The 14,692-nt window shown below is 34.3% G+C and carries 10 protein-coding genes; all 10 read right to left on the minus strand.

All coding sequences use genetic code 11. The features are described 5' to 3' along the window. Positions 1-21: 21 nt before the first annotated feature. Complete coding sequence (locus CaldiYA01_RS10435; RefSeq protein ID WP_207179457.1) at positions 22-1,005, minus strand: LacI family DNA-binding transcriptional regulator; 984 nt, start codon at positions 1,003-1,005, stop codon at positions 22-24. A 106-nt stretch (positions 1,006-1,111) separates the two neighbouring features. Then, on the minus strand, positions 1,112-2,377 hold the full coding sequence (locus CaldiYA01_RS10440; protein WP_207179459.1) for an MFS transporter: 1,266 nt from the start codon (positions 2,375-2,377) through the stop codon (positions 1,112-1,114). 41 nt (positions 2,378-2,418) lie between these two features. Continuing rightward, complete coding sequence (locus CaldiYA01_RS10445; RefSeq protein ID WP_207179461.1) at positions 2,419-3,114, minus strand: anaerobic ribonucleoside-triphosphate reductase activating protein; 696 nt, start codon at positions 3,112-3,114, stop codon at positions 2,419-2,421. Between the two features lie 127 nt (positions 3,115-3,241). Further along, positions 3,242-6,097 (minus strand): UvrD-helicase domain-containing protein, encoded by a 2,856-nt coding sequence (locus CaldiYA01_RS10450; RefSeq protein WP_207179464.1) that lies wholly within the window; start codon positions 6,095-6,097, stop codon positions 3,242-3,244. Between the two features lie 30 nt (positions 6,098-6,127). Then, on the minus strand, positions 6,128-8,755 hold the full coding sequence (locus CaldiYA01_RS10455) for an ATP-dependent helicase (protein ID WP_207179466.1): 2,628 nt from the start codon (positions 8,753-8,755) through the stop codon (positions 6,128-6,130). 141 nt (positions 8,756-8,896) lie between these two features. Beyond that, positions 8,897-10,711 carry a bifunctional homocysteine S-methyltransferase/methylenetetrahydrofolate reductase gene (locus CaldiYA01_RS10460; protein ID WP_207179467.1) on the minus strand — a complete coding sequence of 605 codons (1,815 nt, stop codon included), beginning with the start codon at positions 10,709-10,711 and terminating at the stop codon, positions 8,897-8,899. A 23-nt stretch (positions 10,712-10,734) separates the two neighbouring features. Next, a complete protein-coding gene (locus tag CaldiYA01_RS10465; protein ID WP_207179475.1) occupies positions 10,735-11,982 on the minus strand; it encodes a homocysteine S-methyltransferase family protein in 1,248 nt (415 codons plus the stop codon). Positions 11,983-12,044: 62 nt separating this feature from the next. Further along, positions 12,045-12,383, minus strand: coding sequence for an HPr family phosphocarrier protein (locus CaldiYA01_RS10470; protein WP_207179477.1), 339 nt, complete (start codon positions 12,381-12,383; stop codon positions 12,045-12,047). Continuing rightward, on the minus strand, positions 12,364-13,335 hold the full coding sequence (whiA, locus tag CaldiYA01_RS10475) for a DNA-binding protein WhiA (RefSeq protein ID WP_207179485.1): 972 nt from the start codon (positions 13,333-13,335) through the stop codon (positions 12,364-12,366). Before whiA ends, CaldiYA01_RS10470 begins: the two co-directional genes overlap by 20 nt. Before the next feature lie 39 nt (positions 13,336-13,374). After that, positions 13,375-14,691, minus strand: a complete 1,317-nt coding sequence (locus CaldiYA01_RS10480) for a gluconeogenesis factor YvcK family protein (RefSeq protein WP_207179487.1) — start codon at positions 14,689-14,691, stop codon at positions 13,375-13,377. Position 14,692: the final 1 nt, after the last annotated feature.

Raw genomic sequence — 14,692 nt, forward strand, 5'->3', positions numbered from 1 at the left:
TTTAAAAATAAAAAATAAACATCAGGCAGATTCTCTTGTCTTGAGTTCATGAGGAAGAATTATTTTTTGTTTTTCAAAAACACCTGGACTTTCAAGTGTATCAATTAAAATCTGGGCTGCCTTCTCACCTATTGAATACATAGGTTGTGCAATTGTCGTAATTGAAGGTTCATAAAGCCTTGAAATCATGATATTGTCAAAACCTGTCACAGAAAACTCATCAGGGATTTTGAGCCCTAGAGCTTTGGCAGCTTTTATTGCTCCAACTGCCATCAAATCTGAAGAACAGGCAATAGCATCGTATTTTTTAAGACAGCAAAAGTTTTTTAATTTTTCATACAGCTCTGTCCAGCCATAGCTGCATCTTATGACATTCTCTTCTTTAAACTGAAGTCCATTTTCTTCAATAGCTTTTCTGTATCCTTCTTTCCTTTCAAACTCAGAAGGAATGTCCTCGTTCCCAATTGCACATAGGATATTCTTTTTACCTTTTTTAATAAGGTAATCCACAACATCGTAAAAAGCTTTTTTGTGGTCTATTTTTACACATGATGTGTCCAAAAAAGAATAAAACTCACATGCCTGGATAATCCTTCTTGTATCAAGCCCTTTGCAAAAATCAATCTCAATCTTTGCAGATGCAATTATAGCTCCATCAACCTGTTTTTTTCCTATAAGTTTTAAATATTCTGCTGCAATCTCAGGGCTGTTTTGCGTTGTGCAAAGAAGTATTCCATATCCATTCTTTCGTGCGGTATCCTCAATTCCTTTTACAACACGTGCAAAGTATGCATTGGCAATTGTAGGAAGTATAACTAATATCAGATTTGATTTGTCCTTCCTGAAGTTTCTTGCAAGAAGGTTAGGCTTAAATCCCAGTTCTTCTATCGCCTTTAAAACCTTCTGTCGCGTTTGTTCAGAGACTTTTTCTGAATTATTCAGCACCCTTGAAACTGTTGCAACAGAAACACCAGCTCTTTTTGCAACATCTTTAACTGTTGGCATTTTACACCCCCAGATAGTTTTACTTCTGTTTTTTATTTTATACCTTTGACAAAATCCTTGCAACCTTTGTAATTACTTTGAATTATATCCAAGCAATAACGGTGAGTTACTGTCTTTCTTGGGCTCTTGCTATTCTTACCTTGAAGAAAATCAAAACTGTACACAAAATAGTAAAGATTGTAGCAAGAACAAAAGGTAAACTTTTTGAAAATGTATAACACTGGCCAGCTATTGCACCAACTGGCATTGAAAAAAGAGAGATTAAAAACATTGTGATTGACAACACATGCGCTCTTTTATCATCATCAACAGAATTTGCTAAGATAGCATCAACAAATGAATAATATACTGCAGCCCCTATGCTGCCAAGCACTGTTACAATTATCATCAAAATAAAGCCAAATGTTCCTGTGGGTACAACTAAAATCAATGCATTCGAAATTGTAATTGAAAGCATTCCCCAAAAAAGAACAGTATCATGTTTTTGTTCTTTTAAATTTGGAATTAAAAACATTACAAATATAAGGGCAACCACACTCCACAGTGTGGGAAACACCGAAATTATGCTATCTGGATAATGCAAAGCTTCGCTTAAGTATATGTTTTTATACGTGTCTCTGAATATCAGGGCAACATTGCCAAATATTGCAACAAGTACAATCAAAAGAAGCTGTCTATTTCTGAACATGTATTTTAGACTGTCCAACCATTCAGAAAAACCATTATTATTTTTTTCAGAATTCTCCTGTGCAAGTTTTTGTCCCACAGAACTCTCAGATGTAACAAGATGTCTCACAACAATTAGTATATTTACTAAAATCCCAAATGCAAGGACTGTCCATTTAGTTGCAGGTATTAAGCCAAACCTTGCAACAAGAATGCCCATCATGGGCGCAAAAAGATTCCCCATATTCCACACGAATACAGTTACAGAATAAATTGCAACTCTTTCGTTTTCGGTTGCATCTTCCATTAGAAGAAGTCGCCATGCAAGCTCTGGAATTCTCATAAGTCCGTTAAAGATAGTTGCTATTAAAAACCATGTAAAGTCTTTTGAAAAGAAAAATATATATGCATACACACACCACGATAGAAAATCGCCAATGAGAAGAACATTTTTGCGTCCAAACCTGTTCACAAGCATTCCTGCAAATGGTGATGTGATAAGCATCACCAAGTTCAACACTGTTGACAGCAGTCCTATCTGGTAATCCTTTACTCCAACTCTTGTCATGTAAAGTGAGGAGTAGATGATAAACATAGCATATGGAACAGTAAAAATGGGTTCAAAAAACAAAATCTTTTTAGCGTTTGGATTTATCTCTTTGAATGCTAAAACCATCTGCTCAATCTGTGCTTTGATTTTTGTCATAATAATCACCTCGTATGCGTAAAACCTCTTTTAATACAAAATCAGATTGCACCACCAATTTTGATATTGTTAATACCTTCCTGTTTTGCGCGATTGTAAATCTCTTGCAAGTACTCCATCTCCAAATCTTGGGTGCCACTTATTTTCTCATCCAGAACTTCAGGTGTGTATTTATAAGGTTTTATTATATAAAGTTTGGTATCCTTTAATAACCTTGCAATATTTAATATGTCTTCAACTGTATGAATGTTTTTGTTAACTGTTGTTCTGAATTCATAATCTATATTTGAATTTTTCAATATCTCTATTGAGCTTCTAATTTTGTCAATATCGGAAAAACCTGTTATTTGAGGATATTTTTCAAGCGGAGCTTTTACGTCCATTGCAACATAGTCAAGAAGACCTGCATCTAAAAGCTTTTTTAAAACTTCTGGTCTTGAGCCATTTGTGTCAAGCTTGACAAGAAGATTTCTTTGCTTTATTTTTTTTATAAACTCTGTCAGATACCCTTCATTCAAAGTTGGCTCTCCACCTGTGACGCACACAGCGTCAACTATACCTTTTCTTTTGTCCAAATACTCAAAAAATATGCTATCATCCATAAAATTTCCTTTGAAGTTTACAAGCTGTGAGTTGTAACAAAACGGGCACGAAAAATTGCAGCCACCAAAAAAACAAGTAGCTGCAATCTTTTTTGGATAGTCAACAGTTGATATTTTCATAAAATCAACAAGCATATGCTTTATCTCCTTTTAAATAATTGCTTAATATATTTTTTGAACAAAACTACGTATAATTTATTTTAACCTCTTTTTGTCTTTCTTTGCAAACCTCTAATTTTTTAAAAACAAGGAAAAAGAAAATCTATTCAAGCTTTTTCCTTATCAATTTAATATTTTGCTCATCCTTACAGTAAAATTCATATTCACAGCCATTGCAATTTCCATCTAAAGAATCCTCAATAAGCTCAAGTACATCCTTTCTGGTTCTGATATTTCTTATTTTCTTTATCACATCAATTACATCTTCAAGGTGTTCATCTTTTTGCTCATAGTCAAACTTTTTCCCTTCTCTTAACCAGAAGATGGAAGAAAAAATCTTTTTGGAAGGAAATCTCTCTTTCATGGCTTTTGTGTAAATGAAAAGCTGGGGAATGTAAATATTGAATTTTGTATCATCAAAATGAAGGTTTGTTTTAAAATCAACAAGTAAAACCTCATCTTTTAAATGGTACACCTTGTCAATTATGCCATATATCATTTGATTGTCAAGTTTAAAATAAAACGGGTACTCGCTTTCTTCTTTTATTACTTTATCTTTGATTTCTTTTACAAACTGGCTTTCAAAAAAGTTCAAAATAAGTTCTTTCACAACCTTTTCATCCTCAAAGTTATTTTCAAGCATGGCTAAGGCAATGTTGCTATCTAAGCTTTGAATATTTTTCAAGCTTGTGAGCTCTAAAACTCTATGCACTGTGGTACCAAGTACTTTTGCGTTCTGTTGTATCTCCTCTTTTGAGCTCAGCTCATCAAAAACTGGAAGACCCATGATGTACTTTAACGAAAACATGGCAGGGCATCTTTTAAAATCCATTATGTGTGAGGGTGACAAAAACTTAAACCTATTTTCAAACTCGTCAGGCAAAATCATTAGAGGTAATGCACTGCTAATTGTATTTTTCTGTTTACAAGCAAAATCATTAGATGGATCTTCTTCAGTGTTTTTTATCTCCACGACTTCCTTTTCAATTCCAATCTCTTCTGCCTTTGCGAGAATGTAATTCAAACCTACCTCTTCACCAAACGACTTTGCTCCTCCTCTTTTCTTTATAGCTTCTCTTACAGTTGAGTTTATCATAAAAATCCCTGCCATCGGTCTTGTTATGGCAACATAAAAAAGCCTTTTAAGTTCTTCTTTTTCCTGCTGTTTTGATATATTCTTTATTTTTGTGTATTCTTTTTCCATCCAAAAAGGAGCAATTATATATTCTCTTGTGTCTGTGTCATAAGAACCTCTCAGCTTTGGACTTCTGCCCGGAAAGTACCCTGTACTTTCGCAAAGTCCGACCAAAAACACTATTGGAAAGCTGAGTCCTTTTGCTGAATGTATGCTAAGCAATACTGCGCTATCATCAAGAGAAGAAAAGCTCGAAAACCTTTCGCCTTGATAATTTACAAAACTGCAAAGGTCTTCTATCGAAAAGCTTTTGCTCTCTTCTGCCAAGTCATAAAAAAGTCTGACATTTTCGTATGCACCCTTGCCAAAAAACTTGTAGACCTTGTAGCTATATTCGAACATGTCTTCAAACTCATACAAAATCTCTGAAATCTTTTTGACAAACAGGTTATCACGCTGTTTTGCAATAAATTTTAAAACATCTTCTGGAACATAACATTCTATTTTACTCATCTCGCAAAAGAGAAGCGTGAATCTGTCCACTTTAAATATGTCATTTGCAAGAAGTCTCAAGTACCCTGATTTTTTGTTCGGATATTGTAAAATCTCAAGAAGGCCCAAAAGCGGCACTATCTCTTTTTGTTCCAAAAGCCCTCTTTTGAAGTTAATATCAATTGGAACATCATAATCCTCAAACACCCTTTTGTAAATATGAGCAATGTTTTGAATTTTTCGCGACAGCACTGCAAAGTCAGAGTATTTCACCTTTCTTTTTGGCTTGCCACCCACACTTATCTCAAAACCACTTTCAACCATCTCTTTTATCTTTTTTGCAACATAAATAGCTTCATTTTGAATAATCTCTTCTCTTGTTGGATTTACAATCTCCACAACCTTTAAAAATCCGTCAGCTTGATGCTTATAAGAAAGTGGTTTGTAGTTTGGAAAAAGCATGCTGCTTATCCTATCTATCTTTTTGCCAAGCTCAGAGTTTGTTCTAAAGTTTTCACAGAGCTCTAAAACCTGGCTGCAGCTTTCCATTGCCTCATCAAAAACCTCTGGCTCTGCACCCTGAAAACGGTAAATGGACTGTTTTTTATCTCCAACATAATAAATGTTTTCAGCTATATTCTCGAAGATTGATTTTTGTAAAAAGTTTGAGTCTTGAAACTCGTCAACAATTAAGTACTTAAATCTTGTTTTTACATCTTTATTTACTTCTGGAATGTTCAAAAGTTCAAAGGTTCTTTGCAAGACCAAATCGTATGTAAGTTCTTTTAAAAACATGTTATTTAAACTGTTTGATAGATGATCAAAAATATAAAAAGTTTCGCTTTCAAGGTGATAAGCTTTGTTGATATATTTTGATGAATTGTTGAATTCCTGTGCTATATTTTCAATATAGTGAAGATATTCTTCTATAAAAAACTTTTCCTGAGGCAATCTCCCCAATGTTGCAGGAAAAACTGAAAGATAATTGTCTATGAGTTTTAGCATAATTCTATTCTGCTCAGGAACAATTTTAAAGTTTGCATCAACCCTTGCCCATGCCCAGTAAAATCTTAAAAGATACATACAAAATGAATGTATGGTCTTAATATGGGAGTTTTGAATCTTTGAAATTGTGAGCAAATCAAGCCCTTTCTGCTTGGCTTTTGAGATGATTCTGTTCTTAAGCTCTCTTGCTGCCTTTTCTGTATACGTTATGCAGACAATTTCACTTGGCAAAGCTTTTTGAGAATTTATAAGGTCTATATAAAGGTTTGCTATACTTTCTGTCTTGCCACAGCCAGCAGATGCACTATAAATAATTGTATTGCCCATTTTTTCAACCATCCCTTGATATTTTTTGTTTTAAAACAATAGACAAACATGGCTATATTCGCAAGAAAAACAGTTTTTAACAGACTGTGTCTTTTTATAAGTTTCAATTTCACCTAGTTTATAAATCCCTTCTTTTAGTCCACTTAAAATCTCTTGAGTTAGCTTATCCAAAGACTTATTCGTCTTTTCATAAATCACAAATCGCGGTTTTTCAAAGAGATATATAGCAGCAACTCTGTCCAGTTCAAAGATGTAACTTGCAATCCAAATCTTGTCAATTTCTTTTTCGGATGAAACCTTTGTTTTTACAAAACCGCATATTTCTTGGTCATCAATTTTCACAACAAAATTGGGAAAGAGTTGAAGTTCAACCCCTTCAAATATCTTTCTCACTACAAATACCCTGTCTTTCATATTTTGGGGAGTAAACTCTTTAACCCCGTATTCGTTCATTCTCTCAACAATTTCAAGAGACATTTGCAAAATATCTAATGCTGCAAATTTTTTAACTGATTCGTTGTGCGTATACCGAATATTTGAAAGCAAAAAATCAAGTGTTTCATTAGGAGCTTTTAAAGAAAGTATCTTTTGAATACATGAAAACAAAAGCTGCAGGTTCGAAATAAAATGTTTTTCTTCTCTCTCCTTCTCATCAACATCAAACTTTTTGAAGGCAAATTTTAAAGGACAGCTCTGATATTCAATTAGCTCTCTGTCTTTTATTATATTAATTAGCGGAATATTATTGCACGTGCAAGTTTTTTCGAAACTTTTCTCATTTGAATTTTTTAAAAATTTATATTCTCTATATGTCAGTTGATTATCACTTGGTATATAGCCCCTATAAATTGAAACTTCTTTAATGTCTTCTAACTCCAAAAATGGGCTTTTGTCAACTTGTGTTTGATAATAACGTGGATATGACATATATATATTATAAGAGTTTATAATACTTCTAAAATATATAAGGTCTTTTTGGAATATGTAGTCAAAATCTTTTATCTCATCAAGCATGAGCTCTTCTTTTAATCTCATGTTCATCAAAAATCCCTCAGACCTTGAACGCGGTAAAATATCGTCCGAAAGCCCAATTAGATAGACCTTTTGAAAACAGCCACCTAAAGCATCCTGAAGACTTATAACGTCAATCCCATTTAAGATATTAATCGATGTATCAACCATCTTTTGTGAAAGAATAGTCTTAAAAATATCTAAAAATTCTTCAAAAGTAAATTCAGAGTCAAACTCTTTAAAATCTTCTTCGCTTTTTTTGAAAATCTCATTTAAATAATAAAATGCTTTCACAAATTCAATGTCATTTACTAATTCTGCATGCTTTGTTACACCTAATTTTTCAAAAACCTTTCTTGTATTTTCAAGCCAGCTATTAAATGATTTTGGTAACTTATCATATTCATTTTTTATTCTCTTGAGTCTATTAAAAACCCTCCAAATTTTAGTGAGGTTTTCAATCACATCGTCGAAGGCATACAGATTAGCAAAAAACTCTAATTCTTCAAGAACTATTTCTATTTGCTCAAGCTCTAAAATGCTAACATTTTTTATCTTAGAAAACAAAATCTCAAAGTCTGCCTTTTCTGTGTTCAAAAATCTATGCGATATTATCCGTTCAAAATTCTTTTTATCAAATTCTCCACCTAAAAACTCTAAAAGCTCTAAAGCAAATTTTATAAATCCAAATTCTATAAGACTTTTCTGACAGCTCAAGTTTACAGGTAGCATCTCCTCAGAAAATGTCTGCAACAGAGCATCTTTATACCTTTCCACACTTGGCACAACAATTGCTACCTTATCAAAATCAATTTTCTTTTCAGCTATATCTTTTTTGATTTCTTTTACAAGAGCGTTTATTTCAAGAATTATATTTGGATAAGAAAATATTTTAACCTCAGAATATTCTGAGTTTAAAAGCCATCTTGAATTTTCCTCTGCCATATCAAATACTATATCAAATCCAAGTAATTCTAAAAACTTGGTAGTCTCTTTGCAAATCTCAATATCATCAAAAAACGGTGCAAAAACTTCTATATCAGTTATTTCCTCTGCAATAAGCCTTAGTATCCTTTTTTGGTCGCATCTAAAATCTGGGAAAAATGCTATCTTGGCAGCACTATATTCTTTAAACTCAAGTTTGTCTTCTTCAAAAAGTTTTATAGCCAAATCCTGAAGGTAGGAAAAGTTCACAAGGTTGTTTTGGTCAAGGTATTCCTTGTACTTTTCAAAAAGCTCTTTTAAAAAACTATAATTTTCAGACACTCTAAAAATTTTCTGAGAATAGTTTTTTGACTCTAAAAACATCAAATTCAAAAGGTATATGACCTGGCTTGTAAACTCATATGTCAAAACATTTTCAAAGCTTGTCTTACCTTTGAAAATACTTTTGAGAAGTTGAAATATAATTAAAACTTCTTGATCTCTTGTAATTACCTTCCGTGTCTTTAGCACCTCATTTTTGGCAGGGGTTATTAAATCATCAAATGTAAATATATCGGTATCAAAAAGAACTCCGTTTTTCTTAACAAGCCTTTCTTTGAGTTTGCTTATAATAAACCGACGTGGAAGAATTATAAGCTCATTAGGCTTTGCATCATCAAGAAGGCTTAAATTAAGTTTTTTCAAAAGATACGCTCTTTTCATTTTTGAGGTTCTCCTCTCAAGGAAAGATTAAATGATAGTATGTTATATTGAGAAAATTATACTATATTTTTCTATTGAAAGTCAAAGAAAAATAAAAAGGCTGCTTTCGCAGCCTCTTTGCATTTTTTATAATTATTTTAGTTACTTAAAATTCCTAATTATTTCAGCCGCCATCTCGTATTTTTCAAACGGTGGCATGATGTAGATACCATTTACCATATGTTTTATTTTCTCAACTATTTCGCAAGCAATCTCTATACCTTCTTTTGCAGGTTCCTTGGAATTGTGCATTCTCTGACGGATTTTATCTGGTATTGTAATTCCTGGCACCTCATTGTGCAGAAACTCAGCATGGCGTGGTGACCTTAGTGGCAAAATGCCAGCCAAAATTGGTGGAAGTTTGAAATTAACTTTTTCAAAAAATCTTTCTAAACTTTCTGGTTCATAAATTGGCTGTGTTTCTATAAAGTGAGCTCCATTTTCAATCTTGTGCTTAAGCTTTTCTATTTCTTTTTCTAAGTCATCTGCGTTAAGATTCAGAGCAACGCCTATTGTAAAGTTTGTTGCCTTGCCAATCGGATTGCCCATATAATCTGTGCCACTATTTAGCCTGCTTAAAATTAGAACAAGCCCTTCAGAATTAACATCAAAAACAGGTTTTGCTTGTGGATGGTCGCCAATTGATGGTGGGTCACCTGTGAGCGCCAAAACATTCTTTACTCCAAGTGCTGCTGCACCCAGAAGTTCTGATTGAAGAGAAATAAGGTTTCTGTCTCTGCACGTAAAGTGCAGTATTGACTCCATATTCAGCTCTTCTTTGAGTATATGAGCAAGAGCAATTGGAGAAATTCTAACCCTTGCCATTGGAGAATCTGCAATATTTACCGTGTCTGCCCCAGCCTCTTTTAAAAACTTCACACCTTCTTTTGTCTTTTCAAGCTCAATTCCTTTGGGTGGACTTATCTCAACTGTAAAGATAAATTTTTTGCCAAGTTTTTGAGAAAATTCAGATGGAGTATCTTTTAAAACTGCATTCTGTTCTTCTTTTCTCTCAACCGGTTCAACTTCTATGCTGGGTAAAAACTCTCCTACTTTTTCCTTTATAGCCTTTATATGCTCAGGAGTTGTTCCACAGCATCCTCCAACAATCTTTGCCCCAAGCTTTATATATTCAGGAACAAATGATGCAAAATAATTTGCCGAAGTTGAAAAAATGAGCCTTCCTTGCACAAGCTGGGGATACCCTGCATTCGGCTGAACAGAAAATGGACCTTTTAAATGTTGGGAGAATATCTTCAAAGCCTCTAAAGTCTTTTGAGGACCATTACCGCAGTTAAGTCCCACAACATCTGCATCTGTAGATTTCAAAAATTCTATAACCGTGTAGATATCTTCCCCATATATTGTGCTCAGCTCTTTGGTAAAGGAAAATTGAATTATATATGGAATTTTATCATTTAGCTCCTTCAAAGCTTCAATTGCGATTTGAACCTCATGTGTTGATGCAGCTGTCTCAAAGATTATTGCATCAACCCCTTCGTCCAAGAGAAAATAAAGCTGTCTTTTGTACACCTCTTTTGCTCGTCTAGCATCTATCTCAAAACCACTGCCAACCGGTTTCCCAAGCGGTCCAACACTACCTATGACATAAGCTTTATCGTCTCCTGCCTCTTTTGCAATCCTGACAGCATATCTGTTTATCCTTTCAACCTCGTTTTCAAATCCAAAAACCTTGAGCTTACACTCATTTGCACCAAAGGTATTAGTTTCAATACAACTTGCACCAGCTAAGATATAATCTGTGTGAATTTGCTTTACAAGCTCAGGATTCACTACATTTGCCCACTCAAGTGGAAAGTCCAGCGAAAATCCTCTGTTCAAAAGCTCTGTGCCCATTGCACCGTCAAAAATTATGTTTGACTGACTTTTTAAAAATTCTTCAAAGTTTTTCTTCAACTTGCAACCTCCTCATAATATTCTTAAATCTGTACCTTTACCGCACTTTCGCCGTGTATGTTTGACACAATTCCGTATACACCAAAGTAATACCTTTCGATAATATTTATATGAGATTCTGTTTCTGTATTAAAAATATAAGGTTTTTTTGAAAAGTCTTGAGATTCTATTAAAAATTCCTTTAAAATCTCAGGCTCTACATTCTCATCAATATCAACAAATATTGCATCTTCTTCAAGCCCTGCAAGTTCAAAGACAGCTTCGTTTGAAAAATCATTTGTGAGCTTGAATTCATATACACTAAATTTTTGAGAAATATCAAGCAATGAATAAATTGATGTTATGAACTTCTTCTGTGTGTCACTTTCAAATGAAACCTCTTTTCCTTTTAAAACCTTCGATATTGCTCTGATATACTCAGGGTTTGTGCCACAGCAGCCACCATAGAGCCTGACTCCATTTTCAACAAACTCTTCTGTCAAATTTACAAACTCAGGGATGCAGCTTTCATACACAGTCTTGCCATCAATCACCTTAGGCAGCCCTGCGTTTGGCTTTACTGAAAGCGGAATAAACGAAAAACCTTGCATCTGCTTTATAACTTCTAAAAGCTGCATCGCACCGCCAGAGCAGTTAGCACCAACAATGTCACAGCCAATTAAACTGAAATAATATGCTGCAACCTCTGGAGGAGTTCCCATCAAAAGCCTCTTGTTTTGTTCAAACGTAAGAGATACCAAACACGGTATATCTTTTTTAAACTCTTCTTTTACCTTTTTATATGCAAAAAATGCAGCCTTTGCTTCTTTTATGTCAGACATAGTCTCAATCGAAACAAAATCTGCTCCCGCTTGAATTCCACTCAAAATCTGTTCATAAAATATCTCTTCTGCCTCATCAAAGCTAAGATCACCTGAAGGGACAAAAAGCCTGCCTGTTGGTCCGACAGAGAGTCCAACATACCCGCCATAGTCTTTTGCAACCTCTTTTGCAAGCTTGACTGCACATTTGTTTATATCCTCAACCTCATTTTCAAGTCCATATTTTTTAAGCTTTTCTCTGTTTGCGCCAAAGGTGTTTGTCTCAACACAGTCAGACCCAGCTTCAAAGTACTGCCTGTGAATAGACGAAACTACATCCTGCCGTGTTACCGACCACAAATCAGGACATTCATCTTCTGTCAAGCCATTTTGAATAAGCTGAGTACCCATCGCCCCATCAAAAATTAATACCTTTTTGTAAAGTTCATCTTTCAACAATGCAAATACCATCCTCTCTTAACAATAAATTTTAAAAAAAGCTGCTTAAATTTTAAGCAGCCTCTTCAAAATACTTATTCAAGAACATCTTCACCATTCTCTTTTTGGCTTTCCTTTTTTGTCTCTTGCTGGGTAATTTCATCGGCAACCTGTTCGCTAAAATCCGAATGAATAAGCCTTAAAACAGCTTCCAATGCTTCTTTTTCATCCTCACCCTCAGTGATAATTGTTACTTCATCTCCATAGTCCACCATAAGCGACATTAAACCCATTATGCTCTTTGCATTGGCTCTCTTCTCATCTTTTTCTATTAAAATTAGAGATTTAAACTTACTTGCAACCTGAACAAGCAACGCTGCAGCACGAGATGTGATTCCCTGGGAATTTTCAATCTTAATGTGAAGGCTTTGCATATACTATTCCTCCTTTTCTAAGTTCCTCGGCAATTTTATCTATTTTTCTTAATCTATGATTGACTCCAGATTTGCCAATTGGTTTTTCAAGCATATTCCCTAATTCTTTCAAAGATGCATCTTTATATTTAATCCTGAGGCGTGCTATCTCTTGTAAATTCTCCGGAAGACTTTCAATGCCAATTGTCCTTTCAATAAATTCAATATTCTCAATATGCCTCATAGAGGCATTTATGGTTTTCTCTAAATTAGCTGTTTCACAATTGACAAGACGGTTGACATTGTTTCTTAGCTCTTTTACTATCCGGATATTCTCAAGTTCTAAAAGTGAAGAATGTGCTCCAATTATGTTTAAAAAATCTACTATCTGTTCACCTTCTTTTAAGTATACTACATAATGAGACTTTCTTTCAACAATTTTTGCCTCAAACTCAAAACTGTTTAAAACCTTCTGCAAAAACTCGGCATCATCCTTTGTTTTCAAATCAAACTCCAAATGATACATCTTCTCAGGGTTTGTAATAGAACCACACGATAAAAATGTTGCCTGCAAAAATGCCTTCTTGCAACATTTCTTTTTTACAAGTTCTTCTTTAAGCGAAAAATTAAGGTAGTACTCTTTTGTACCTTTTCTCACAAAATGAAGTTCTTTTAAAATTTTCAAGTTATCATTGCTTGGTGGTAAAAAAATTGTGTAAATATAGTTTTTTTGTAACTTGCTATTTTTCTTAATGCTTACTTCACAGTGTTTTGAAAACCCATTTTTCATAAGGAGGAAAAAGGCCCTTGCAGTCTGAGCATTTTCAAAAGAAGTTTTAAACGAAAAAGTTCCATCAATCTCATATATGAGCCCTGTAAATTTCAAAAAGGCTGCAGCTGCGGCTTTCACGCAGCAGGAATTTTGAGAAAATTTTTTGCTCACCTCTGCTTTTGCAGTCGATGAAAAAGACATTTTTATTTACCTCCAAAAAGAAAGCTTGTTTGGGGCACTTTAGCTCTTAAATGGTTTACTAAAATTTTTTAATCTCAAATATCCTAACTTATACTCATGAATAACATCCTTGCCAAAAACTATATTACTAAGAAGCCTTGCAAGTTTTGCTGAGTTGTGGCGAATAAGTCCATTGGAAATACTTAAAAGTCCTTCTTCTATAACCTTATATCCCTTTTCTTCAGTTTTCTTGTCAGCAAAAACAGGTTGTGCACCATCTTCCCTGTATCTTTCAAGCACATCTGAAGGAATAGGCTGGTTGTTAACAATAACAATGTCAAAAATCCTTCCAGCACAGTGTCTCTCTATTGCTTCAATATGGTCACACAAAAGGTATCCGTCTGTCTCACCAGGTTGTGTCATGATATTTGCAACGTAAATTTTTTTTGCCCTGCTTTTCTTTATACTCTCAACAACCTCCTTAAATACAAGATTTGGCATTATGCTTGTATAAAGACTTCCCGGTCCAATTATTATTACATCTGCCTTTTCAATCTCATCCAGAACTTCAGAATATGGCTTTGCATCAGTTGGAGTTATAAAAACTCTTTTTATTGGAGTCTTAGAATTTTTAACCTCTTCAGGAATTTTTGACTCGCCAACAACTACCCTACCGTCTTCAAGCTCAGCGCAAAGATTAATATTGTCAAGAGTGACAGGCAAAACTTTCCCACGAACTGCTAAAACCTCGCTCATAAGCTTTACCGCTTTTTCAAAGCTACCTGCAATTCCTGTCATCGCAGCTAAAAACAGATTGCCAAAACTTTGACCTTTAAGGCTTCCCTCCTTGAACCTGTAATTTAAAAGCTTTTGCATAATCTCTTCTGTGTTTGCCAAAGCTAAGATGCAGTTTCTTATATCACCCGGGGGAAGCATACCAAGGTCTTCTCTGAGTTTTCCTGAACCTCCTCCATCGTCTGCGACAGTTACAACTGCTGTGATGTTTGCAGTGAGGTTTTTTAGCCCCCTGAGCATTGTAGAAAGTCCTGTACCACCACCGATTGCAACAATTCTTGGCCCTTTTTCTAAAAACCCTTTTGAATATATAGCATCAAATATGGTCTTCTGACTTATTCTGTATGGCAAACTTTTGTTCAAAAGCTGTATAAATCCCTTTGCTAAACCCATCAGCGAAACTAAAAAAATTCCAATCCCTAAAGCAAATAACCCTATGCGAAAAGATAATCGAAGTTCTACTGAAACATTGAAAATATCAATGCTTTTTGCTAACGAAGCTGAGATTATAATAATACTAAATAACATCAATAAAACCCATCTTTTTATATATATACCTGGTTTCAGAAAATCAAATATCATT

The sequence above is a fragment of the Caldicellulosiruptor diazotrophicus genome, assembly GCF_017347585.1.
GTDB lineage: Bacteria > Bacillota > Thermoanaerobacteria > Caldicellulosiruptorales > Caldicellulosiruptoraceae > Caldicellulosiruptor > Caldicellulosiruptor diazotrophicus.